The organism is Bradyrhizobium sp. USDA 336 (assembly GCF_044908355.1).
Taxonomy (GTDB): Bacteria; Pseudomonadota; Alphaproteobacteria; order Rhizobiales; family Xanthobacteraceae; genus Bradyrhizobium; species Bradyrhizobium yuanmingense.
In genome coordinates this window covers 5,751,024-5,773,545 of sequence record NZ_JBIYDC010000002.1, presented here as the reverse complement: position 1 = coordinate 5,773,545, position 22,522 = coordinate 5,751,024, and the positions used below count along the sequence as shown (strand labels likewise).

General features: G+C 65.5%; 22 protein-coding genes. 10 read left to right on the top strand and 12 right to left on the bottom strand.

The genetic code is table 11. The features are described 5' to 3' along the window. Positions 1 to 134: 134 nt before the first annotated feature. The 8 genes from hisB (at position 135) to ABIA45_RS28055 (ending at position 7,333) form a co-directional block, all read left to right on the top strand. Positions 135 to 728, top strand: coding sequence for an imidazoleglycerol-phosphate dehydratase HisB (gene hisB / locus ABIA45_RS28090; RefSeq protein WP_036044988.1), 594 nt, complete (start codon positions 135 to 137; stop codon positions 726 to 728). 64 nt (positions 729 to 792) lie between these two features. Then, complete coding sequence (locus tag ABIA45_RS28085) at positions 793 to 1,323, top strand: DUF2628 domain-containing protein (protein WP_157285168.1); 531 nt, start codon at positions 793 to 795, stop codon at positions 1,321 to 1,323. Continuing rightward, entirely contained in the window at positions 1,320 to 1,970 is a 651-nt protein-coding gene (gene hisH / locus ABIA45_RS28080) for an imidazole glycerol phosphate synthase subunit HisH (protein ID WP_404544960.1), read from the top strand. Before ABIA45_RS28085 ends, hisH begins: the two co-directional genes overlap by 4 nt. Continuing rightward, positions 1,967 to 2,704: a 1-(5-phosphoribosyl)-5-[(5-phosphoribosylamino)methylideneamino]imidazole-4-carboxamide isomerase gene (gene hisA, locus ABIA45_RS28075; RefSeq protein WP_404544957.1), complete on the top strand. Its 738-nt coding sequence runs from the start codon at positions 1,967 to 1,969 to the stop codon at positions 2,702 to 2,704. Before hisH ends, hisA begins: the two co-directional genes overlap by 4 nt. A gap of 3 nt (positions 2,705 to 2,707) precedes the next feature. Beyond that, positions 2,708 to 3,481 (top strand): imidazole glycerol phosphate synthase subunit HisF, encoded by a 774-nt coding sequence (gene hisF, locus ABIA45_RS28070; RefSeq protein WP_057025778.1) that lies wholly within the window; start codon positions 2,708 to 2,710, stop codon positions 3,479 to 3,481. A gap of 77 nt (positions 3,482 to 3,558) precedes the next feature. After that, positions 3,559 to 3,882 (top strand): phosphoribosyl-ATP diphosphatase, encoded by a 324-nt coding sequence (locus tag ABIA45_RS28065; protein WP_404544955.1) that lies wholly within the window; start codon positions 3,559 to 3,561, stop codon positions 3,880 to 3,882. A 36-nt stretch (positions 3,883 to 3,918) separates the two neighbouring features. Beyond that, positions 3,919 to 4,875, top strand: a complete 957-nt coding sequence (gene coaA / locus ABIA45_RS28060) for a type I pantothenate kinase (protein WP_404544952.1) — start codon at positions 3,919 to 3,921, stop codon at positions 4,873 to 4,875. A gap of 487 nt (positions 4,876 to 5,362) precedes the next feature. After that, entirely contained in the window at positions 5,363 to 7,333 is a 1,971-nt protein-coding gene (locus ABIA45_RS28055) for a PAS domain S-box protein (RefSeq protein WP_404544950.1), read from the top strand. A gap of 3 nt (positions 7,334 to 7,336) precedes the next feature. Here the strand turns inward: ABIA45_RS28055 and ABIA45_RS28050 are convergent, their stop codons facing one another. The 5 genes from ABIA45_RS28050 to ABIA45_RS28030 form a co-directional block, all read right to left on the bottom strand. After that, a complete protein-coding gene (locus ABIA45_RS28050; protein ID WP_271543267.1) occupies positions 7,337 to 8,395 on the bottom strand; it encodes an AI-2E family transporter in 1,059 nt (352 codons plus the stop codon). Between the two features lie 71 nt (positions 8,396 to 8,466). Then, complete coding sequence (locus tag ABIA45_RS28045) at positions 8,467 to 9,096, bottom strand: histidine phosphatase family protein (protein WP_271543269.1); 630 nt, start codon at positions 9,094 to 9,096, stop codon at positions 8,467 to 8,469. Between the two features lie 85 nt (positions 9,097 to 9,181). Next, a complete protein-coding gene (locus ABIA45_RS28040) occupies positions 9,182 to 11,425 on the bottom strand; it encodes an ATP-binding protein (RefSeq protein WP_404544947.1) in 2,244 nt (747 codons plus the stop codon). A gap of 208 nt (positions 11,426 to 11,633) precedes the next feature. Then, positions 11,634 to 12,101: a hypothetical protein gene (locus tag ABIA45_RS28035; RefSeq protein ID WP_271543273.1), complete on the bottom strand. Its 468-nt coding sequence runs from the start codon at positions 12,099 to 12,101 to the stop codon at positions 11,634 to 11,636. Between the two features lie 109 nt (positions 12,102 to 12,210). Beyond that, entirely contained in the window at positions 12,211 to 13,749 is a 1,539-nt protein-coding gene (locus tag ABIA45_RS28030) for a YifB family Mg chelatase-like AAA ATPase (RefSeq protein WP_404544944.1), read from the bottom strand. A 228-nt stretch (positions 13,750 to 13,977) separates the two neighbouring features. On the opposite strand from ABIA45_RS28030, the gene ABIA45_RS28025 reads away from it, so the two are divergent. Together ABIA45_RS28025 and ABIA45_RS28020 are read left to right on the top strand one after the other, a co-directional pair. Further along, a complete protein-coding gene (locus tag ABIA45_RS28025; protein WP_018644993.1) occupies positions 13,978 to 14,223 on the top strand; it encodes a PilZ domain-containing protein in 246 nt (81 codons plus the stop codon). Between the two features lie 81 nt (positions 14,224 to 14,304). Next, positions 14,305 to 15,102: a tetratricopeptide repeat protein gene (locus tag ABIA45_RS28020; protein ID WP_157285175.1), complete on the top strand. Its 798-nt coding sequence runs from the start codon at positions 14,305 to 14,307 to the stop codon at positions 15,100 to 15,102. Between the two features lie 92 nt (positions 15,103 to 15,194). Here ABIA45_RS28020 and ABIA45_RS28015 read toward each other — a convergent pair whose 3' ends face one another. The 7 genes from ABIA45_RS28015 to rsmI form a co-directional block, all read right to left on the bottom strand. Continuing rightward, positions 15,195 to 16,484 (bottom strand): CpaE family protein, encoded by a 1,290-nt coding sequence (locus ABIA45_RS28015; protein ID WP_404544942.1) that lies wholly within the window; start codon positions 16,482 to 16,484, stop codon positions 15,195 to 15,197. Beyond that, a complete protein-coding gene (locus tag ABIA45_RS28010; RefSeq protein WP_157285176.1) occupies positions 16,481 to 17,212 on the bottom strand; it encodes a CpaD family pilus assembly protein in 732 nt (243 codons plus the stop codon). Before ABIA45_RS28010 ends, ABIA45_RS28015 begins: the two co-directional genes overlap by 4 nt. A gap of 49 nt (positions 17,213 to 17,261) precedes the next feature. Further along, a complete protein-coding gene (locus tag ABIA45_RS28005) occupies positions 17,262 to 18,779 on the bottom strand; it encodes a type II and III secretion system protein family protein (protein ID WP_157285177.1) in 1,518 nt (505 codons plus the stop codon). Positions 18,780 to 18,789: 10 nt separating this feature from the next. Next, positions 18,790 to 19,611, bottom strand: a complete 822-nt coding sequence (cpaB, locus tag ABIA45_RS28000) for a Flp pilus assembly protein CpaB (RefSeq protein WP_275511735.1) — start codon at positions 19,609 to 19,611, stop codon at positions 18,790 to 18,792. A 360-nt stretch (positions 19,612 to 19,971) separates the two neighbouring features. Then, on the bottom strand, positions 19,972 to 20,916 hold the full coding sequence (gene gshB / locus ABIA45_RS27995; protein WP_404544940.1) for a glutathione synthase: 945 nt from the start codon (positions 20,914 to 20,916) through the stop codon (positions 19,972 to 19,974). Positions 20,917 to 20,926: 10 nt separating this feature from the next. Beyond that, a complete protein-coding gene (locus ABIA45_RS27990; RefSeq protein ID WP_036003220.1) occupies positions 20,927 to 21,328 on the bottom strand; it encodes a YraN family protein in 402 nt (133 codons plus the stop codon). Beyond that, positions 21,315 to 22,265, bottom strand: coding sequence for a 16S rRNA (cytidine(1402)-2'-O)-methyltransferase (gene rsmI, locus ABIA45_RS27985; protein WP_271543288.1), 951 nt, complete (start codon positions 22,263 to 22,265; stop codon positions 21,315 to 21,317). Before rsmI ends, ABIA45_RS27990 begins: the two co-directional genes overlap by 14 nt. Positions 22,266 to 22,522 lie beyond the last annotated feature (257 nt).

Here is a 22,522-nt window from a genome sequence, read left to right as displayed (position 1 = left end):
TTCCGGGCCGAATTTCGCTCACCATAGGCAGAAGTAGAGGTCCGGCCGGCCGTTCCCGCAGTAGCGAAGGTGTCATTTGGCTGTTAAGAGACTGGCGTTTTCGGCTCCCTAGCTAGGATGAAAGCCAGCTTTCAATGCGCACCGCGACGATCAAGCGCAAGACCAAGGAAACCGACATCGAGGTCTCCGTGAACCTCGATGGCACCGGCGTGGCCAATATCGCGACCGGCATCGGCTTTTTCGACCATATGCTCGATCTTCTCGCCCGCCATTCCCGCATCGACCTCACGGTCAAGGCGGTGGGCGATCTGCACATTGATTATCACCATACCACCGAGGACACCGGCATCGCGCTTGGCCAGGCGGTCAAGCAGGCGCTCGGCAACATGGCGGGTATCACCCGCTACGCCGGCGTGCACATGCCCATGGACGAGACGCTGACGCGCGTGGTGATCGACATCTCGGGCCGCCCGTTCCTGGTGTTCAAGGCCGACTTCCCCCGGCACAAGATCGGCGAGTTCGACACCGAGCTGGTGCGCGAATGGTTCCAGGCCTTTGCCATCAACGCCGGCGTGACTCTCCACGTCGAGACCCTATATGGCGATAACAGCCATCATATCGCCGAGTCCTGCTTCAAGGGTCTGGCGCGGGCGTTGCGCACGGCCGTGGCGATCGATCCGAAGGCGGCGGGCGAAATCCCGTCCACCAAGGGCTCGCTCGGCGGCTGACATCTTCCGTCTTGCGGCGAAGGCTGCTGGCGGCATCACTGAATTTCGAGAACGGGGCATCACCATGCCTGTCTACACAGTTCACGCTCCCTCACCCGCAGGAGCCGACCCGCGCGCGACCGACAGGATCGTGTTCGTGCGCGACGGCTTCCATTTCTGGGCGATGATCTTCGGTCCGTTCTGGCTGTTGTGGAATCGGCTGTGGCTGGCGCTGATCGGCTATCTGATCTTCCTGGCCGCGTTCAACGCCGGGCTGTCGAGCCTCGGCGTCGGGCGCTCCTCGATCTTCTTCGCCGATTGCATCGTCGCGCTGCTGATGGGCCTCGAAGCCTCGAGCCTGCGCCGTTGGACCTTGTCGCGCGGCAAATGGCGCCAGCTCGACATCGTCGTCGCCGACGACAGCGATACTGCGGAGCGCCGCTTCTTCGAGCGCTGGAGCCAGAAGCAGAACGGCAGCGCTGGCGATCAATGGGCCGTCGATCGCGGCGGCCCGCCGCCGACCCGCAATGTGCCGGGTCAGCCATTCTCGAACCCGCCGCCCATTCCAGCCGGCGGCATCATTGGGTTGTTTCCAGAACCGGGAGGGTCAAGATGAGCGTCGCCATCATCGATTACGGTTCCGGCAATCTGCATTCAGCCGCGAAAGCCTTCGAGCGCGCCGCGCGCAGCCTGGAGAGCCCGCAAAAGGTCTTTGTTACCAGCGATCCGGACCAGGCTTACGAGGCTGACCGCCTGGTGCTGCCCGGCGTCGGTGCCTTCGCCGATTGCCGGCGCGGGCTCGATGCCGTCAACGGCATGGTCGAGGCCATCACCGAAGCGGTGCGCGTCAAGGCGCGGCCGTTCTTCGGCATCTGCGTCGGCATGCAGCTGATGGCGAGCCGCGGCAAGGAACACGTCGTCACCGAGGGCCTGAACTGGATCGGCGGCGACGTCGAGAAGATCACGCCGCGCGATGAAGGCCTGAAGATCCCGCACATGGGTTGGAATACGCTCGAGGTGCTCAGGGAGCATCCGGTGCTCGACAAGCTGCCGCTCGGCCCGAAGGGCCAGCACGCTTATTTCGTGCACTCCTATCACCTCAATCCCGCCAGCGAGGCGGACGTGCTCGCGCGCGCCGATTACGGGGGGCCCGTCACCGCGATCGTCGGCAAGGACACCGCCATCGGCACGCAATTCCACCCCGAGAAGAGCCAGCGCTTTGGGTTGGCCCTGATCTCGAACTTCTTGCGATGGAAACCGTGATTCTCTTTCCCGCGATCGACCTCAAGAACGGCCAGTGCGTGCGCCTCGAGCAAGGCGACATGGCGCGCGCGACCGTGTTCAACCTCGATCCGGCCGCGCAGGCGCAGAGCTTTGCCGAGCAGGGTTTTGAATATCTCCACGTCGTCGACCTCGACGGTGCCTTCGCCGGCAAGCCGGTGAATGCCGGGGCGGTCGAGGCGATGTTGAAGACGATCAAGATTCCGGTGCAGCTCGGTGGCGGCATTCGCGATCTCGCGACCGTCGAAGCCTGGCTCGACAAGGGCATCACCCGCGTCATCATTGGCACCGCCGCGGTGCGCGATCCGGAGCTGGTGAAGTCTGCGGCGAAGAAATTTCCCGGGCGGGTCGCGGTCGGGCTCGATGCGCGCGACGGCAAGGTCGCGGTCGAAGGCTGGGCCGAGACGTCGCAGGTCACGGTGCTCGAGATCGCCAAGCGCTTCGAGGATGCGGGCGTTGCCGCCATCATCTTCACCGACATCGCGCGAGACGGCCTGCTCAAGGGCTTGAACTTAGAGGCGACCATCGCGCTGGCCGATGCCATCTCGATTCCCGTGGTCGCCTCCGGCGGCCTCGCCTCGATCGAGGACGTGAAAGCCATGCTGACGCCGTGCGCGAAGAAGCTCGCCGGCGCGATCGCCGGCCGCGCGCTCTATGACGGCCGGCTCGATTCCGCCGCCGCCCTCACCTTGATCCGCGACGCGCGCAGGAGCTGACCCATGTTCAAGGTGCGCGTGATCCCCTGCCTCGACGTCAAGGACGGCCGAGTCGTCAAGGGCGTCAATTTCGTCGATCTGCGCGATGCTGGCGATCCCGTCGAAGCCGCCATCGCCTATGACGCCGCCGGCGCCGACGAGCTCACCTTCCTCGACATCACCGCGACCCACGAGAACCGCGGCATCATGCTGGACGTGGTCCGTCGCACGGCGGAAGCCTGCTTCATGCCTGTCACCGTTGGCGGCGGCGTGCGCGAGGTCAACGACATCAAGACGCTGCTGCGCGCCGGCGCCGACAAAGTGTCGATCAACAGCGCCGCGGTGGCGCGGCGCGAATTCGTCAAGGAAGCCGCGGAAAAATTCGGCGAGCAGTGCGTGGTGGTCGCGATCGACGCCAAGCGCGTCAAGCGTCCGGGCGGCGACCGCTGGGAGATCTTCACTCATGGCGGGCGCAACTCGACCGGCATCGACGCGATCGAATACGCCCAGGAGGTGGTTTCACTCGGCGCCGGCGAGATCCTGCTCACCTCGATGGACCGCGACGGCACAAGGCAGGGATTCGACATTCCGCTGACCCGGGCGATCGCCGACAGCGTTCCCGTTCCCGTGATCGCCTCGGGCGGCGTCGGTAATCTCGACCATCTCGTCGACGGTATCCGCGACGGGCACGCCACGGCGGTGCTGGCGGCTTCGATCTTCCATTTCGGGGAATTTACGATTCGTGAGGCCAAGGAGCACATGGCGCGACGCGGGCTGCCGATGCGCCTCGATGCCTGACGACTCCCGTTCATAAGAATGCTACGCTGGTGGCTGGGGATGGCCGCCGTGGTCCCATGTGTTTCCGAGTGAGTCCGATGCCGCGTTTCACGATCCATGATCTGGCCGAAACCATCGACGCCCGCGCAGCGTCCAGCGGCGAAGCATCGTATACCCGCAAGCTGCTCGACAAAGGCCCCGAGCATTGCGCCAAGAAGTTCGGCGAGGAAGCAGTCGAAACCGTAATCGCTGCAGTCGAAAACGATCGCGCGCATCTGATCGCTGAAAGTGCCGACCTGCTCTATCATTTCCTTGTGCTGCTGAAGGCGCGCGGCATAAAGCTGGAAGAGGTCGAGGCCGCGCTGGACAAGCGGACCTCGATGTCGGGGCTGGAAGAGAAGGCGTCGCGCAAGGGCGGCTAGGCAAGGGCGAATAGATCGCAACGGAAAGGCGGCGTCATGGATATCCGCGCACCCGAGCAGCAGTACAATCCCTACCGCGTTTATACGCGCGAGGAATGGGCGCGACTGCGCGACGATACGCCGATGACGCTAGAGCCGGGCGAGTTCGACCGGCTGCGTTCGCTGCACGATCGCCTTGACCTGCAGGAGGTCGAAGACATCTATCTGCCGCTGTCGCGCCTGTTGTCGATCTACGTCGATGCGATGCAGCGGCTGTATTACGCCGAGCGCCAGTTCCTCAACATCCGGGATCGCAAGGTGCCCTACATCATCGGCGTCGCCGGCTCGGTGGCGGTCGGGAAATCCACCACGGCACGCGTGCTCCAGGCCCTCCTGGCGCGCTGGTCGCCGCGGCCGAAGGTCGAGCTGATCACCACGGACGGATTTCTCTATCCCAACGCGGTGCTCGAGCGGCACGGCATCATGCAGAAGAAGGGTTTTCCGGAGAGCTACGATCTGCCGATGCTGCTCAACTTCCTCTCCGACATCAAGGCCGGCCGTCGCCACGTCCGTGCGCCGGTCTATTCGCATCTGACCTACGACATCGTGCCGAACCAATGGGCCGAGATCGACCAGCCCGACATCCTGATCGTCGAAGGCGTCAACGTGCTGCAGACCGGCAAGCTGCCGCGCGATGGCAAGGCGGTGCCGGTGGTTTCCGACTTCTTCGATTTCTCGGTCTATATCGACGCCGACGAGGCGGCGCTGCGGCAATGGTACATCAAGCGCTTCCTGGCGCTGCGCGACACCGCATTCACCGATCCGAAATCCTACTTCAACCGCTACGCGCTGTTGTCGGACGAGGAAGCCACCGCGACCGCGATCGCAATCTGGGAGCGTACCAACCTCGCCAATCTCGAGGATAACATCCTGCCGACCCGGCCCCGTGCGACGCTGATCCTCAAGAAGGGCGCCGACCACACCGTGGAGAGCGTGGCGCTCAGGCGGCTCTAGCCAGCCGGACAGCCGAGCCGATCGCAATTTTCCAGCTGAGTATCTTTTGATGCAGACCGGCAAAGGGTATTCCGTTATGGCCTTCGAAAACGAGAGGGGCCATGGTTGATCGTCTCAGAAGCGCTGCAGAGCATCTCGAAGCGCCGACATGTCCGGACTGCCAGTCGAGATGAGGTGGTATCGCTCCGAATTGCTCGCGGACGAGCCGGTCCCGGTCATCGCCCACCTTTTTGTGTGCCCGCATTGCAAGCGCGCCGCCCGGACAGATACGGTCTCCAAGGGGCACTCAGGGACCGCCCGGTCGACTTTCGGCGCCGCGATTCCACGCCCACGCAGCATAATGGCCCAGAAGCCGCTGCGTCGGGCTTCGGCTGCGCCCGCAGCCGGTCGAGAGTGCATCAGGCCGAGGTATTCTTAGTCCTTGTGGGGAACTTTGCTGCTGCCTATTCGTTAAGCAACCCCGCCCTGTTCTGTCTCGAGGATCCGTATGAGTCAAACGCCGCTCGACCAGCTCGAGGACGGGCGCCGCCTCGAGCTGCTGGTCAACGCGATCGTCGACTATGCGATCTTCATGCTCGATACCGATGGGATCGTACGGACCTGGAATGTGGGGGCCGAGCGTCTCAAGGGTTATTCCGCAGGCGAAATCGTCGGCAAGTCGTTCTCGGCGTTCTACACGCCCGAGGATCGCGCCGCGGGCCTGCCCGACAGGGCGCTGACGACAGCGCGTGAGACAGGGCGCTTCCATTCCGAGGGCTGGCGGGTGCGCAAGGACGGCAGCCGGTTCTGGGCCCTCGTCGTCCTCGACGCGATTAGGGACGAGCAGGGCCGCCTGATCGGCTTTGCCAAGGTGACGCGGGATATCACCGAGCGGCAGCAAGCGCACGCCGAGCTGCTCGAGAGTGAGCGACGCTACCGTCGCTTGATCGAGGCCGTGATCGACTATGCCATTTTCCAGCTCGACCCGCAGGGCAACGTCGCGACCTGGAATCCAGGGGCTCAGCGCATCAAAGGCTATGCTCCGGATGAGATCATCGGGCAGCATTTCAGCCGGTTCTACACGCCGGAAGATATCGCAAGCGGAGTCCCCAAGCGCGCGTTGGCAGAAGCTCGCGAGCACGGCCGCTTCGAGGCCGAAGGCTGGCGGTTACGAAGGGATGGAACGCGCTTCTGGGCCTCCGTCATCATCGATCGAATCGTCGGCGAGACAGGCGAGGTCATCGGTTTCGCCAAGGTCACGCGCGATCTCACCGAACGCAAGCGCGCACAGGACGAGCTCAAGCAGGTTCAGGAGCAACTGCTCGCCTCGCAGAAGCTCGAGGCCGTCGGACAGCTCAGCGGCGGCATCGCGCACGATTTCAACAACCTGCTCATGATCGTGCTGGGCAACATCGAGACTGCGGAGCGCAATGCCCGCCAATTGGCCGGCAGCGGCAATCTCCAGCGCGCTCTAGGCCACGCCAAGCGTGGTGCCCAGAGAGCTGCGGCGCTGACCAGCCGCTTGCTTGCCTTCTCGCGCCGCCAGGCACTTGATCCGAAGCCGATCAACGTCAACAACTTCCTGAACGGCGTGCAGGATTTCCTGCAGCGTACGCTCGGCGAACGGATCGAAGTCGAGACTGTCGGGAGCGCGGGCCTGTGGCAGATCGAAGCCGACGCAAACCATCTGGAGTCGGCGATCATCAATCTCGCCATCAACGCCCGCGACGCCATGCCGGACGGCGGCAAGCTCACCGTCGAGGCCGTGAATGTCTCGGCCGATGATGATTACAGCCGCATCAATCCCGAGCTGTCGCCAGGTCAGTACGTCGTAATTTGTGTGACCGACACCGGAAGCGGAATGTCGAGCGAGGTGCTCGATCATGCCTTCGAGCCCTTTTTCACGACAAAAGAGCCGGGGCACGGCACGGGACTCGGTCTCAGCCAGGTCTATGGCTTCGTCAAGCAATCCGGCGGGCACGTGAAGATCTACAGCGAGGTCGGCCACGGCACGAGCATCAAGATGTACTTCCCTCGTTATCTCGGCACGAGCCGGGCGCCTGCCAACGAGCCGGAAGACGTGTTGCCCGAAGGCGAGAAGATTGAGACCCTTCTCGTTGTCGAGGATGATGCCGACCTCAGGGCCTATGTGTGCGATGTCCTGCGCGACCTCAATTATCGCGTCCTCTCCGCGCCGAGCGCTCAAGGCGCTCTGACGATTCTGCTCCAGGAGGAGCCGAGAGTGGATCTGCTTCTAACCGATGTCGTCATGCCCGGAATCAACGGTCGCGAGCTCGGGAGACGGGCGCAGCAGATTCGGCCGGGACTCAAGACTCTTTATATGACCGGATATTCCAGGAACGCCGTCGTCCACCAGGGCCGCCTGGATGAAGGGGTCGATGTTCTCGAGAAGCCCGTCTCGCAAGCGAAGCTGGCGCTGCGTGTGCGCGAGATCCTAGACCGGCCGGCCAAGGAATGAAGGTCACTTTCGGACGTCATCTCGCGCTTTCCCGACGACGAAGATGTGCCAAGTCGTCAGAAACATCGCAGCAACGAGCGGGCCGATGACGAACCCGTTCGCTCCGAACGTCGCAAGGCCGCCCAGCGTGGCAAGCAGCACGACATAGCTCGGCATCTGGATCGACTGGCCGACCAGGATCGGGCGGAGAAAATTGTCCGCAAGGCCGATCACGAAGGTGCCGAAAGCGAGCAGGATGAGGCCCTTCGTGACCGAACCTGCAACAAGCAGGTAAAGCGCAACCGGAACCCAGACCAGCGCGGAGCCGAGCACCGGCAGCAGCGAGAGCAGCGCCATCAGTGCGCCCGCCAGCAGCGGCGCTGTGAGGCCGAGCAGCCAGAAGATGAGCCCGCCGAGCGCTCCCTGTATCAAAGCGACGAGAACGATGCCCTTGATCGTTCCACGAACCGCCAGGGTGAAGACATCGAGAATTTCGGCGGTATGGCTCGGGCTCAGCGGGAGCGCCTCGCGAATGCGGGCATTGAGCTCGTCACCGTCGCGCAGCAGGAAGAACAGCAGGTACAGCATCACGAGCAGGCTTGCGACGAACTCCAGCGTCACCTGACCGATGTTGATCGCGTGCCCGGCCAGCTGTTGGCCGGCCGGGACGACCAGACCCGACAGGCGTTCCCTCAGGGCCGAAAGATCGATGCCGGCCAGGCGGTCCCCGAGCGACGCAGCCCAGGCGGGCAGCGCGGATTTCAGCTGCTGCAGGGGATGAGCCAGGCTGATCTCCCCGCTCTGAACGCGCTGATACAGCTCCCCGCCCTGGTCGATCAGCGACGCGATGATGATCGCCACGGGGATCAGGACCATGACGACCACCACGATGACGGTGGCGAGGGCGGCAAGGTTGTGCTTTTCGGGCACGGATTTCAGGACCCGCCGATAGAACGGGGCGAAGATGATGGCCAGCAGCGTGGCCCACAACACGGCACCGGAGAACGGCCAAAGCACCCAGACGAACGCGACGGAGATCGCGCCGAGCAGGATGAGGAATGAACGATTCTCCGATGTTCTCACGTGTTCGCCAGCTCTTCGCTCGTTCGCCAGATGATGTCCGTAGCACAACATCGTGGCGGAGCGGCAGGTCCTCACCTGCCCGCTTTCGCGATCCAATCCGCAAGCGTGATGCGACCTGCGAAGGTGGCGGGGCCCGAGCCGCCGGCCTTGTAGACGAAGGCCTCGCCTTCCCCGACGTTGCCGGCGTCCTTGCCGAAGGCATCGGCGATGTTGGTCTTGTGGGTGACCAGGACGGTGTTGGTGCCGGCCTGCGGCGGCGCATCGACGAGCTGACGCACGGCCTGCCCGGCCTTGGTATTGGCGCCGGTCGGGTTTGCCATTCCCGATGCGCTGGCGTTGCTGCTGTCGGTCAGGGCATCGACCGGCTTGACCTCACGGCCGGAGATCAGCTTGCCGGCTTCGACCGCGCGGTTCAGGCGGCTGGTGTAGACGTCGCCGATGGGGATCGCGAGGTCCTTGACCGCCGTCCCGATCTGGCGCGCCGCGTCCCTGCCCTTCTCGCTGAGCTGACGCTGGGCACTCATGTCGTCGAACTTGAAGGGATAGACATCCTTCTGGCTGTCGTCAGTCGCGGTGTGTCGGAAGATCAGGACGTAGCCGCCCTGCTTCAGCGACGAGATGAGGTCCGGTGTGTCGGCGGCTGCGTGGCGGGAGATTCCAGCCAGGAGAACAATCAGGGCGAGGCGGCAAAGCACGTTCATGCGCAAAATCCTTTGGTTGCAAAATGCCCCCGGAGTGATCGTGACGCGCAACGCGCTCGATTTCAATTGCGATCGTCAGACGAGATCAGGTTCCCGTGAGATCCGGAGCCGTCTGGTGCCGGGACGCGGCAAGGCCCGCCAGCGCCTCCTCGAGCTTCTCACGGTCGACCGGCTTGATCAGAAATCCGTTCATGCCTGCCTCGAAGCAGGCATAACGATCCTCCACCAGCGTGTTGGCGGTGAGCGCCAGGATCGGCGTCTGGGAATCGCCCAGCGCGGCCTCGTGCGCGCGGATGCGCTTTGTCGCCTCGATGCCGTCGAGCTGCGGCATCTGGATGTCCATCAGCACGAGATCGTAGGGCGTGCCGGCCGATGAGGCGGCGAGCCAGGATTCCAGCGCGGCCTCGCCATGGACGGCAATGACGACGCGGTGGCCGAGCTTGGTCAGCAGCGAGCGCATCAGCAAGGCGTTGATTTCGTTGTCCTCGGCGACGAGGATCGACAGGCCTTTCGCTGGCGCGGGGCCGGCGGAGGCCGGTGGCGGCTCCGGCGCGAGATCGGGCGAGGCGACCTCCGGCGTCAGGGCAAGGCGTGCGGCGAGCGAGGCCGCGCGCAGCGGCTTCACCAGAAAGCCGGTGAAAGCCGGCGACAGCTTCTCGTGGCGCGAGCTCGACGTCAGCAGCACGAGGCGCTGCAAGGCATGCGCGCGGGCGGCCTCACCGAGCTGATCGGCTGCGGCTGGACCGATCGCCCGATCGATCAGCACCGCGTGCCAGGAGCGTTCCGGCAGCAATGCTTCGGCGACCGCCGCATCTGCAATCAGGCAGGTCTGGCTGCCCCAGCGTTCGAGGCGCCGGGCGATGAGCGAGGCTTCGATGCCGTCGGCGACGAGGAGCATCGACTTGCCGGTGAGGTCGGGACTCGGAAATGCGGTCTGCCCGGCGCCGCCTTGCGACGGCGGAAGCGGCACCGCGACCTCGAAGGTCGAGCCCTTGCCCGGCTCGCTCGTGAGCGTGATCCGGCCGCCCATGCGCTTGACGATGCGCTCGCTGATGGCGAGGCCAAGGCCGGTGCCGCCATAGGTGCGGGCGACGCGCTCGTCGGCTTGCTCGAATTCGCGGAAGATGCGCTGCTGGGCCTCGGCTGCGATGCCGATGCCGGTGTCGCGAACCAGGAAGCTGATCTCGTTCGGCCAGATGCCGGGCTCGACGATCAGTGCCACGCCGCCGCTGCTCGTGAACTTGATGGCGTTGCCGGCGAGATTGAGCAGCACCTGGCGCAGCCGCGCGGCGTCGCCGACCACTTCGAGCGGCAGGCGCTCGTCGACATAGGCGGCGATCTCGAGCGACTTCGCCTGCGCGCGCGGCGCGAGCAGCTCGGTGATCTCCTCGACCAGGGTCGAGAGCGCGAAGGGACGTTGATCGAGGTCGAGCTTGCCGGCCTCGATCTTGGAATAGTCGAGCAGCTCCTCGATTAGCGCCATCAAGGCTTCGCCCGAGGTCTTCACCGCCCTGGCATAAGTCGCCTGCTCCGGCGTCAGATCGGTGTCGAGCAACAGGCCGCCCATACCGATGATGCCGTTCAGGGGGGTGCGGATTTCGTGCGAGGCCATCGCCAGGAAGCGCGACTTGGCGCGGTTGGCGGCGTCGGCCTGGTCGCGCGCGTCGGACAATGCGCGCTCGGTCTCGGTGCGGTCAGTGACGTCGCGTCCGACGCTCTGCAACTCGGCGGGCTGGCCGGCATCGAGGCGGACATAGCCCTCGCGCCAGGCGATCCATCGCGCGCCGAGCGGGGTTGCGATCTTCTGGTCGTGGATGCGCGTGCCGCTGCTCTCGCGGGCACTGTCGCCCTGCTCCAGCACGTCGAAATCGAAGCGCGTGCCGACCAGCGCGCTGCGCGCCTGTCCTGCGAGCGCGCAATAGGCGTCGTTGGCAAAGCTGATGCGGCCGTCGGTAGCGCGCAGCACGATCAGGTCGCCCTGCTGCTCGAACAGGCTGCGGGCGCGCTCTTCCGCTTCCTTCAGCTCCCAATTGCGGTCGATCAGGGCTTCGTTGTGGGCGGCGAGCGTCCGCAGCTGCTTGTTGACGAAGCGCAGGCGCATGCTCAGCGTCGCAAGGCCGAGGCAGGCGAGCGCAAACAGGAAGCTGGCACCGATCGCAAAGGTATGGGGATCGTAGCCGGAATTGTCGGACCGGCTGCCGGAGACGAAACCATAGGCGCCGCCGAACGTCGCCGAGAAGATCATGAAGGAGCGGATCGCGAAGGCGAGCCTCGGATGCCGTCGCCTGAAACGACGCATGCGCACCTTGATCCGGAACGTCCGACCCATCGCAACCGACCCTTGCCTGAAATCCCCGCCGCCGCGTGCGACGATGGCCCGCCGACCTTGCGAACAAATTGCGGCGGTGGCGCCGCCTCCGAACAGGGTTGACGAGACGTTAACGGGTCAGAGCATGATCCGGAAAAGTGTGCAGCGGTTTTCCTTCGCGACAAACGCGGGACGCGTTTGCGCGGAGATCATGCTCAAACACAAAGCTCTAAAGCGATGCCGCCTGGAAGCGGCCGTGGCCGCCGCGGGCGCCGACGATCAGCGCAGCCGCCTCGCGCGGCGAGAACGTCTTTGAGCGCACATAGATGCGGTAATCCGCCGGTCCTTCGCTGGAGAGATAGACCACCTGGCCGCCGTCGACCGGCTGCGCGGCGATCGAGACGAGACGCGTCGAAGGGCTGGCCTGGCAGGTGTCAGGCTCGGAGCCGAGGCCGTCGTCGACCACGGCAAAATCCGCGGCGTCGGCATCCTCGGTGATCTGGACCCGCACCGTGGCCTGCGCGGGATCGTCGGTGAAGGCAACATGCACACCGGCGGTCCAGAACAGCGAGGTGAGCTCGACCGATGTGTCGCCCAGCGCGATGCAGGGATGCGACACCGATCCGATCTCGGCGCGGGCGAACACCGCAGCCGCCAGCACGGGAACAGCCGAGGCCAGGAACTTGAAACGCAACATGACGCTCTACTCGCTAGGCCCCGGGGAACTCACAACCGAAACGCGTCGGGCCTTATGGTTTGTAGAGCGTAAAGGAAAGTCGTTACCGCCGGGTTGATGCGCGGAATGATCAAGCCAGCTGGCGCACATCCTCCGCGAGTGCGCGGTAGGACAGCGCTTCGGCGAGGTGCAGCCGGCCGATCTTGTCGGCATGGTCGAGGTCGGCCAGCGTGCGCGCCACCCGCAGCACGCGGTGATAGCCGCGCGCCGACAGGCGCATGGTCTCGGCGGCGTCGCGCAGCAGCTTCTGACCCTGCGCGTCCGGCTTTGCGATCTCCTCCAGCACGGAAGCGGGGGCTTCGGCATTGGTGCGGACATGGGGCAGGCCTGCATCTGCATAGCGCGCCAGCTGGATGTCGCGCGCCGCCGCGACGCGGGCGGCGACCTCGGCCGATCCTTCCGACGGCGGCGGCAGGATCAGGTCGGCGGCGGTCACCGCCGGCACTTCGATGCGCAGATCGATGCGGTCCATCAAAGGACCGGAGATGCGCGCCTGATAATCGGCGGTGCAGCGGTCGATGCGGCCGCGCTTACAGGCATAGCCGGGCTCGAACGCATTGCCGCAGCGGCAGGGATTCATCGCCGCGACCAGCATGAAGCGGGCAGGGTAGGTGACGCGGTGATTGGCGCGCGACACCGCGACCTCGCCGTTCTCCAGCGGCTGGCGCAGCGAATCCAGCACGCGCGGATCGAACTCCGGCAATTCGTCGAGGAACAGCACGCCTTGATGCGCCAGCGAGATCTCGCCGGGCTTGGCGCGCGCGCCGCCGCCGGTGAGCGCGGCCATGCTGGCGGAATGGTGTGGCGAGCGGAACGGGCGCCGCGCCGTCAGCGCGCCGCCTTCGATCTCGCCGGCGACCGAGGCGATCATCGAGACCTCGAGCAGCTCGCTCGGCGACAGCGGCGGCAGGATCGAGGGCAGGCGCGCGGCCAACATCGATTTGCCCGCGCCCGGCGCGCCGATCATGAGCAGGTGGTGCCCACCGGCGGCCGCGATCTCCAGCGCGCGCTTGGCGCTTTCCTGGCCCTTGATGTCGCGCAGGTCGAGCGTCGAGGCGGCGGCCTCGTGCACCTTCGGCGTCGGCCGCGACAGCACCTGGGTGCCCTTGAAATGGTTGGCGATCTGGATCAGCGAGTGTGCGGCAATGATCTGGATGTCCGGGCTCGCCCACGCCGCCTCGGAGCCGCAGGACGCCGGGCAGATCAGTCCTTCCTCGCGCATATTGGCGCCGATCGCGGCGGGAAGGACGCCGGCCACCGGCGCGATCGAGCCGTCGAGACCGAGCTCGCCGAGCACGGTGAAGCCGGTCAGCGCATCCGGCGGGATGGCGCCGATCGCGGCCATCAGCCCGAGCGCGATCGGCAGGTCGTAATGGCTGCCCTCCTTCGGGAGGTCGGCCGGGGCCAGATTGACGATGATCCGCCGCGCCGGCAGCGCCAGCCCCGAGGCGATCAGCGCCGAGCGCACCCGCTCGCGCGCCTCCGACACCGCCTTGTCCGGCAGGCCGACGATGGCAAAGGCCGGCAGGCCGGGCGCGACCTGCACCTGCACGTCGACCGCACGGGCCTCGATCCCCTCAAAGGCGACGGTAGAAACCCGCTGAACCATGCCGAACCAGCCTGCCCATTGCTGCAATTAGGGGTAGCAGAGCGCGGCCGTTTCCGCAAGAACAATACGGGAACAATCGCTTGGCGGCCCGTCAAATCCTAACCAGGCGTAAATGCGGTCCCGTCACTACGTCTCGAATGCCACCTTCTCTCCTCAGCACATTCCAACGAATGTCCGCTACTCCTAGGGCTGCGGGATGGGCCGTGGTCTAACGGGTGAACAGTTCAAATGCTTGCAAATCGCCGGAGAAGCGAACGTCGGGTGTGCAGCCGCCTCGCCAAGATCCATTTTGGCGCGGGCTCGCTGCCGCGGGATTGCACGATCACGGATATTTCGGATGGCGGCGTGAAAGTGGTGGCGGAATTTCTGGAAGTGCCGCCGCAGTTCACCATCATCTTCGCGCCTGATTATTCCCGCCAATGCCGCCTGCGCTGGCGCATCGGCTGCGAATTCGGCGCCGAGTTCGTCGACTGAACCTCAACACGCGCGCCCTCCTTAACGGGACTTTAGCGTTAATCGGTAAGCATCTCTGATCAGTTGCCGAGTGATCAGAGTATGCCCAAGCGTTCGTTCCTCGCCTTTCCCCCGGCGGGATATCTGTGTTCCGCCGTCCTGATCCTCGCCCTCGGCGGCTGTCAGACGGCCGGCATCGACGACGTCACCGGTGCGCTCGGCGGCAAGCGGGAGTCCGCCGCCAAGCTTGACGGCAAGTCCGACAGCAAGGCCGACCCCACGCCGGAGATGGACGCACTTCGCGAGCGTTATCGCGCCAAGCCGAGCGATCCCGCCATTGCTCTCGAATACGGCAAGGCGCTGCGTGGCAGCGGCCAGCGCGCGCAGGCGGTCGCAGTGCTGGAGCAGGCCGTGCTCGCCCGTCCCGGCAACAAGGCGCTGCTCGCCGGCTACGGCCGCGCGCTCGCCGACAACGGCAATTTCCAGCAGGCCTTCGACGTCCTCGGCCGGGCGCATTCGCCCGAGGATCCCGATTGGCGCATCCTGTCGGCGCAGGGCGCTGTGCTCGACCAGCTCGGCCGCAACGAGGAAGCCCAGCAATATTACGCCGCGGCGTTGAAGATCGTGCCGAACGAGCCGACCGTGCTGTCCAATCTCGGCCTGTCCTACATGCTGCAGAATAATCTATCGAAGGCCGAACAGGTGCTCGGCCGCGCCCATCAGCGCAATCAGAACGATGCGCGGGTCCGCGCCAATCTGGCGCTCGTGCTGGGATTGCAGGGTCGCGAGGCCGAGGCCGAAATCCTCGTCAAGGCAGATCTGCCGCCGGACCAGGCCGCGGCCAAAGTCGCGGCGCTGAAGCAGCTGCTGGCGAAAAAGCAGCAGCGGGCGGACAGGTAGTCCGCCCTAGAGCATGATCCGGACCCGAAGGGCCGCGTCAGCGCAAAGTGTGAAGCGGTTTTCCGAAAAGATCATGCTCAAATAAGCTACGCCTAAGACGCCTTGCGATGCGGGGCCGAGCTGCGTCCCGACTTGCCCTTCAGCTTCTTCAAAAGCGGCTCGAGCAGCGAGCGCTTTGGCTTCTTCACCTCGCCGCGGCCGGCGAGGCGGTTCGCCATGTTCTGAAACAGAACGGTGGTGCGGTGGGTCCTGGAGACCTCCGCGATCATCTGGCCGTTATTGGCCGCGGTCGAGAACAGTTTCGAATCGAACGGGATCACCGTGATCGGCTGGCTCTCCATGGTCTTGGCGAAGGCCTTGACCTCGATCTCCGCGCGCTTGTGCATGCCGACCTGGTTGAGGCAGTACAGCGGCGGCCGGTCGTTCGGTCGCGCCGCCTTCAGCACGCTCAGCATGTTTTTGGTGTTGCGCAAGTTGGCGAGATCGGGCTCGGCCACGATCACGATGTCGTCGGCGTTCACCAGCGCGCGGCGGGTCCAGCCGGACCATTGATGGGGAACGTCGAGCACGATGCAGGGCGTCGTCATGCGCAGCGTGTCGAACACTGCGTCGAAGGCTTCGGCACTGAAATCGTAGACGCGGTCGAGCGTGGCGGGCGCCGCCAGGAGGCTGAGGCGATCGGTGCATTTGGCGAGCAGGCGCTCCATCAGCGCCGTGTCCGGCCGGTCCTGCGACAGCACCGCATTGGCTATGCCCTGCACCGGATCCTGATTGTAGTCGAGGCCCGCGGTGCCGAAGGCGAGGTCGAGATCGATCACGACGGAATCGAGCGAAAGGTCGCGGGCGATGGTCCATGCCAGATTATGCGCGACGGTGGACGCGCCGACGCCGCCCTTGGCGCCGACCACCGCAATGACGCGGCCGGTGATGATGGCCTCGGAGGCCGAAAACAGGCTGCAGATCGAGCGGACCACGTCGATCGTCTCGACCGGTCCGACTACGTAATCGTTGACGCCGCGGCGCACCAGCTCGCGATAGGGCGCGGTGTCGTTGGGGCTGCCGATCACGACCACGCGCGTGCCGGGATCGCAGACGCCGGCGAGATCGTCCAGTCCTTCGAGGATGTCGCGCGTGCCGTCGGACTCGATGACGATCACGTTCGGCGTCGGCATCGATTCATAGGCTTCGATCGCCGCGGCGAGGCCGCCGTCCTTGGCGCTGAGATGGGCCTTGGCGAGCCGGCGATCCTGGCCAGCCGCCGTCACCGCCTTGAGCGTCTGCTCGGTCTCGCAGAAGGCTTGCACCGAAATGCGCGGAACCGGCGCGATGTGTTCCTCGGGATGCTGCGGATCGTCCGCGTCTTCGTCGTGGATGCCTGTCATTTGGCGGTATCGCTGAGTTTGGCCTTGTCGGATTCTGGATAGGTGGTGGTCGTCGTCGTGCCCTTGCGATAGCGATCGAACGCGATGTCGCGCCGTGCGGTATAGGCGGGCGTCTCGGCGCGCGGTTGCTCGAGGTCAGCCGGGTTGTCGATCATCGCGGCGAGATTGCGCTGGCTGGCGCAGCCCAGATTGAAATAGGGGCGGTTCTCGGTGTAGCCGGGGTTGAGGATGTTGGGGCCGACGTCTTCGGGCCACAGCCCGCAGGGGCCGGCGACCGCGGTGATCTTGGAATAGCTCAGGCGGATGGTGGGCAGCAGCCCGGGATCATCAGGGCGATAGGGCCGCTGGACGATGGCGCGCGACGGCACGCCGCCGGACGTGAGCACCGAGCGGATCTCCTGATAGGTTGCGGCGGCCGCGCGCGAATTGGCGGTGTCGACCGGCACATCGACGACGACCGAGCCGGTGCCTTCGCGCATCCAGTCCCGCGCGATGCCCGCGACGTCCGAATGCTGCGCAGCCGAGAGGCCGCCTCTGCTCTTGCCGACGAAGATCACGATCGACTTCTTGCCTTCCTGCACCGCAATCGGATGGCGCTGGCGATAATCGGTCGGCACCGTCTGGGTGACGATCTCGGTGGTGTTGCAGGCGCCGAGCATGACGGAGAGGCCCGTCAGTGCCAGTGCGAGCCGCAAATTGCGACGTCGATCGGCTGATGTTGTCGTCATCCCCTGATCCCTCCTGCCCCTGCCTTGCCCGGTCCCCAAACCGTTCGTCTCAGTCGATGATGAAGCCGAAATCGCCCGGCGTGCCGGCCACCGGATCGACACGGCTCGCGATGCCATAGAGGCGGTTGACCCTGCCGAGCAGCGCCCTCTGTGCGTCCGAGGCCGGCGCGAAGCCGTCGTCGGGCCGCGACAATTCCTTCTGAGCGACCGCGCGCACCACGTAAGGCGTCACGATCACCATCAGCTCGGTCTCGTTGTTGACGAAGTCCTGGCTGCGGAACAGCGCGCCGATGATCGGCACCTGGTCGACACCAGGCAGTCCGTTGATCGCCTGCTTGGTCTGCTGCTGGATCAGGCCGGCCATCGCCATCGAGCCGCCCGAGGGAATTTCCAGGGTGGTTTCGGCGCGGCGGGTCTGGATCGAAGGAATGGTGATCGAGTTGGTCGAGCCCGCGGACACCGACTGCGTCAGCGTAATCGAGTTGGTGTTCGACAGCTCCGAGACCTCGGTCATCACGCGCAGGCTGATGCGGCCTTCGCTGAGCACGACCGGGGTGAAGTTCAGGGAGATGCCGAACTTCTTGTAGGTGACCTGGGTGGTACAGACGTGGGTGACCGGATCGCAGGCATAGCCCCCGGGAATCGGGAATTCGCCGCCAGCGACGAAAGTGGCGGATTCGCCCGAGATCGCGGTCAGGCTCGGCTCGGCCAGGGTCCGCATGACGCCGGCGCTTTCCATTGCCCGCATCGTGGCGTTGACGGTGGCGACGCCCTTGGCGAGGCCGGTGACGCCGAGCCCATTGCTGCTGACGATCGGTCCGCCAGAGACTGAGAACGGGTTGGAATTGTTGAAATTCACCACCGCCGTGCCGGCATTCAGGCTGGCGCTGAGATCGACGCCGAGTTGCTTGACGATGTCGCGGCGGACTTCGCCGACCACGACCTTGAGCATGACCTGGTCGCGGCCGCGCACGACGATGTTGTTGACGACCTTGTCCGCGCCGCCGACCAGCTTTGCGGCGACGTCGCCGGCCTGCTGGGCCTCGACCGGGCTCGACACCGAGCCGGTCAGCATCACGCTGTCGCCGACGCCCTCGATCTGGACGCCCGGCAGCGACTGGCGCAGCGCCGAACGCATGCCGTTGAGGTCGCGCTTCACCGCGATGTCATAGGAGGCGACTTGCTGGCCATCGGCCGCGAAGAACACGACGTTGGTCTGGCCGACCTGGCCGCCGATGATATAGGCGCGCTGGGCCGAGCGGATCACCGCATTGGCGATCTTGGGATCGGCCACCAGCACGTCCTTGACCTCGCGCGGCAGGTCGATGACGACGGACTTGCCGATGCCGAGCGACAGAAAGCGCGACCGCGCCGGTGCGATCGTCCCAACCGACGATAAGCCGAGATCCGACGCCTGCATCGGCGCCTGGTCGCCGACCGGCGCTTCCGCGGCAGCGACGACGCCGGGAGCCGCGAGCAGCCCCAGCATCAACATCGTCCCCGCCAGGACCGAGCGCGCGCGCTTCCCCCGAATGCGCAGGCCCGTCCGATCACCCCCGTAGTTCATGCTGTCCCCATCACTTCTGTGACGTCAGTTGCCGTGCCTGGACGCCGTAACGGATTACGTTCACGCCGCCCGGGCGCTTGATCGCCTGGTCCTCGGGCGTGCCGTCGACTGCGTTGGCATCGACGATGCTGCGCAGCGCGAGTGTCAGAGTGCCGCCCTGGCGTGCGGCCGAAAGCGTGGCGATCTGGTCGGGCCGCAGCTCGAGCGTGACGGTCTTGCCGACCACCGCGTTCTGGCCCTCCTTTTCCTTCGGGGCCTGGTCGATCGCGAGCACTCGGATGTTGGTGAGAATGACCTCGGACAGGATGAGGTCGTTGCCGCCGGTCGGGCCGTTGGTGTTGCCGCCGTCCGGATTCTTCAGCCGGCGGGTCAGGACGATGTCGACGCGGTCATTCGGCAGGATGAAGCCGCCGGCGCCGGTCTCGGCTGAAATCTCGGTGGAGACGGCACGCATCCCGGACGGCAGGATCGCGGCCATGAAGCCGGAGCCTTCGGCCTTGACCAGCTTCTGCTCGCGGATCGGCTCGCCCTGCATCAACGGCACGCGCGCGATCGATCCCGCGATCTGCGCCGGTGCCTCGGGCCTGCCGTCGCGGCGGATGAAGGCGCTGCTGGCGGTGGCCGCGGGCCAGGCCTGCCATTGCAGGTCCTCGGGCTTCACGGCCTGGCCGAGCTGGATGTCGTTCTTGGCGATGAGGACCTCGACCGTCGGCAGCTTCTCGGCGACGGGCAGGACGGCCGCGGGCGGATTCTGATAGCCGCTCGCCAGATATGCAGCGACGCCGCCGGCGCCGAGAGCGATGACGAGAACGACAATGCGTGCGGTATTCATACGCTTCTACTCTTACGCGGGGCACTCGAACCGCACCTGGCGTGTTCCCCCGCGTCGATGAGTAGGGAGCAAAAGTATAAGGGGTGTTGCGAGGCCGAACGCGATCGCCGGCCGCGATGCTGGTTTTCGGCAGATGGTGAACGCGGCGTTATTGGGTCGGCCAACGGCCCCGTAGTTTCACCTACGCGGGCACGTACGTTCGCACGACGCGCGCGGCGTCATGGTGAATACGTCGTTAGCGTGCGAGGTGGCCGCGAGCGTCGTCCATAGCCGGGATGGAGAGCAAGCGTAATCCGGGGCCAGTGCAAGTGGGGGGCGTCTCAGATTCGCTAACGCCCCATCCGGGCTGCGCGCAGAGCTCTACTTCTTCCGCTTCGCTTCGATCACGTCCCAGATCTTCGCCGCGACATCCGGGCCGCCGAGCCGTGCGATGGCGCGGATGCCGGTCGGTGAGGTCACGTTGATCTCGGTGAGATTGCCGTTGATGACGTCGATGCCGACGAACAGCAGGCCGCGCTCGCGCAGCGCCGGGCCGACCGTGGCGCAGATCTCGCGCTCACGCGGGGTGAGCTCGGTCTCATGCGCCGCGCCGCCGCGCACCATGTTGGAGCGGAGGTCGTCGGCGGCCGGCACGCGGTTCACCGCGCCGGCGAACTCGCCGTCGACCAGGATGATGCGCTTGTCGCCGTGCTTTACCTCGGGGATGAATTGCTGGATCACCCAGGGCTCCCGGAACGTCACCGAGAACATGTCGAACAGCGAGCCGAAATTCATGTCCTGCGGCATCACGCGGAACACCGCCGCGCCGCCATGGCCGTGCAGCGGCTTCATGACGACCGCGCCGTACTTGTCGCGGAACGCATTGATCTCATCGAGGTCGCGCGAGATCAGCGTCGGCGGCATCAGCTGCGGAAAATTCATGACGAACAGCTTTTCCGGCGCGTTGCGCACCGAGGCGGGATCGTTGACGACCAGCGTCTTCGGATGGATGCGCTCCAGGAAATGCGTCGAGGTGATGTAGGCGAGGTCGAACGGCGGATCCTGGCGCAGCAGCACCACGTCGAACCCGTTCAGCGCCTCGCGCTTGGGCTCGCCGAGGGTGAAATGGTCGCCTGGCTCATCGCGCACGGTCAGGAGCTGAACCGGTGCGACCAGCTCCTCGCCGACCATCGAGAGCTTGTCGGGCGTGTAATAAGACAGGCCATGGCCGCGCTTCTGCGCCTCCAAGAGCAGCGCGAAGGTGGAATCGCCCTTGATGTTGATGCGGGCGATGGGGTCCATCTGGACGGCGACGTTCAGTTTCATGGGCTGCCTTTCAGGTCGAGGCGTCGAATGCCGCCAACACATGGCGCGGAAGCGAGCGCGGCGCAATCAGCATGGCGTCGAATCGCAATTCGAATTCGGCATGCTCGGGATGCGCTGCGAGCCAGCCTTGGGCGGCGTCGATGATGCGCTGCTGCTGGCGCGGCGTCACGGCGAATGCGGCCTCGTCCAGCGTGGCGCGGGCCTTGACCTCGACGAAGGCGATCAGGTTGCGGCGCCGCGCCACGATGTCGATCTCGCCATGCGGCGTGCGGTAACGTTTGGCGAGAATGCGGTAGCCCTTGGCCATGAGGTAGGCGGCGGCACGACTCTCCGCGGAAATACCGGTCTGGAACGCTGCGACGCGCTCGGGCGACGCGACCTTCGGTTCCGCAGGAATCTCAGTCTTCGCCATCGCTGCCCCGCGAATCCTTTGCGAGCTCGAGCGCGCGGGCATAGACCTCGCGGCGCGGCCGGCCCGACAACGCGACCGCGTGCGCCACGGCATCCTTGACGCTGTGCGCGGCAAGCTGCTCGCGCAACAGACTATCGAGCGCGTCCGATGTCAGAACCTCGGCGTCGGCCGCGGGCGGAGCGATCACCAGCACGAATTCGCCGCGTGTCTCCAGCGTTGCAGCCTCGCGCGCCAGCTCGCTCAGCGTTGCGCGCGAAATCTCCTCATGCAGCTTGGTCAGCTCGCGGCAGATCGCGGCCTCGCGCGGTCCCATGATCTCGGCGAGATCGGCCAGCGTATCCTGCACGCGGTTGCCTGACTCGAACATCACCAGCGTCGCGTCGATGCGGACGAGCTCGGTAAGACGGCTGCGCCGCGCGGCTGATTTCGCCGGCAAGAAGCCTTCGAAAAAAAAGCGGTCGGTCGGCAGCGCGGCGACCGACAGCGCGGCCAGCACCGAGGACGGGCCGGGCAGCGCATACACGGCATGGCCGGCGGCGCAGACCTCGCGCACCAGCTTGAAGCCGGGATCGGAGATCAGCGGCGTGCCGGCGTCCGACACCAGCGCGACCGAGCCGCCCTGCCCGAGAGCTTCCAGGATTTTGGGACGCGCGGCCTCCGCATTGTGCTCGTGATATGGCTTGAGCTGGGCCGTGATCGCATAGCGCTCGGTCAGGCGGCGCGTGATGCGGGTGTCCTCACAGGCGATGACGTCGACGCCGGCGAGCGTCTGCAGCGCCCGCAGGGTGATGTCGCCGAGATTGCCGATCGGAGTCGCGACCAGGTGGAGGCCCGGCGCGGCCTTCGGCGCCGCGAGCCGATGGACATCGATGGAGAAACCGCGCGAGGCGGCGTCTTGAGCTTCAGGCGTATTTATCGGGGCCGGCTTTGCGCGCATAATGGAGCCAACTTAGGCACGATCGCTAAGGCTGGGAACCGGCTCGCCGAAAAAGATCGTGCCCAAGGATCGTATCCGGGTGAGGGGCGAGGAACGGACGGGAATGTGATCGGTCGAGATCGCGCCGGGAGGCAGGAGGGGCCCTCGCGCCATATTCGCGACGGAAACGCCGCCTTGATGAGTGAATGAGTGACGGCGAAGAGTAGCCGGGACGGGATTGCGGCCGCGTTAAGCGATTGTTATCCTTTTGTTTTGGT

Coding starts and splice junctions, on each gene's coding strand:
- ABIA45_RS28005 (WP_157285177.1), bottom strand. CDS start 18,779: ATGAACTACGGGGGTGATCGGACGGGCCTGCGCATTCGGGGGAAGCGC.
- ABIA45_RS27990 (WP_036003220.1), bottom strand. CDS start 21,328: ATGGCGAAGACTGAGATTCCTGCGGAACCGAAGGTCGCGTCGCCCGAG.
- ABIA45_RS28055 (WP_404544950.1), top strand. CDS start 5,363: ATGAGTCAAACGCCGCTCGACCAGCTCGAGGACGGGCGCCGCCTCGAG.
- ABIA45_RS28030 (WP_404544944.1), bottom strand. CDS start 13,749: ATGGTTCAGCGGGTTTCTACCGTCGCCTTTGAGGGGATCGAGGCCCGT.
- hisF (WP_057025778.1), top strand. CDS start 2,708: ATGTTCAAGGTGCGCGTGATCCCCTGCCTCGACGTCAAGGACGGCCGA.
- ABIA45_RS28040 (WP_404544947.1), bottom strand. CDS start 11,425: ATGGGTCGGACGTTCCGGATCAAGGTGCGCATGCGTCGTTTCAGGCGA.
- coaA (WP_404544952.1), top strand. CDS start 3,919: ATGGATATCCGCGCACCCGAGCAGCAGTACAATCCCTACCGCGTTTAT.
- hisB (WP_036044988.1), top strand. CDS start 135: ATGCGCACCGCGACGATCAAGCGCAAGACCAAGGAAACCGACATCGAG.
- ABIA45_RS28025 (WP_018644993.1), top strand. CDS start 13,978: ATGCTTGCAAATCGCCGGAGAAGCGAACGTCGGGTGTGCAGCCGCCTC.
- ABIA45_RS28085 (WP_157285168.1), top strand. CDS start 793: ATGCCTGTCTACACAGTTCACGCTCCCTCACCCGCAGGAGCCGACCCG.
- ABIA45_RS28015 (WP_404544942.1), bottom strand. CDS start 16,484: ATGACAGGCATCCACGACGAAGACGCGGACGATCCGCAGCATCCCGAG.
- ABIA45_RS28035 (WP_271543273.1), bottom strand. CDS start 12,101: ATGTTGCGTTTCAAGTTCCTGGCCTCGGCTGTTCCCGTGCTGGCGGCT.
- ABIA45_RS28065 (WP_404544955.1), top strand. CDS start 3,559: ATGCCGCGTTTCACGATCCATGATCTGGCCGAAACCATCGACGCCCGC.
- cpaB (WP_275511735.1), bottom strand. CDS start 19,611: ATGAATACCGCACGCATTGTCGTTCTCGTCATCGCTCTCGGCGCCGGC.
- ABIA45_RS28045 (WP_271543269.1), bottom strand. CDS start 9,096: ATGAACGTGCTTTGCCGCCTCGCCCTGATTGTTCTCCTGGCTGGAATC.
- gshB (WP_404544940.1), bottom strand. CDS start 20,916: ATGAAACTGAACGTCGCCGTCCAGATGGACCCCATCGCCCGCATCAAC.
- ABIA45_RS28020 (WP_157285175.1), top strand. CDS start 14,305: ATGCCCAAGCGTTCGTTCCTCGCCTTTCCCCCGGCGGGATATCTGTGT.
- rsmI (WP_271543288.1), bottom strand. CDS start 22,265: ATGCGCGCAAAGCCGGCCCCGATAAATACGCCTGAAGCTCAAGACGCC.
- ABIA45_RS28010 (WP_157285176.1), bottom strand. CDS start 17,212: ATGACGACAACATCAGCCGATCGACGTCGCAATTTGCGGCTCGCACTG.
- hisH (WP_404544960.1), top strand. CDS start 1,320: ATGAGCGTCGCCATCATCGATTACGGTTCCGGCAATCTGCATTCAGCC.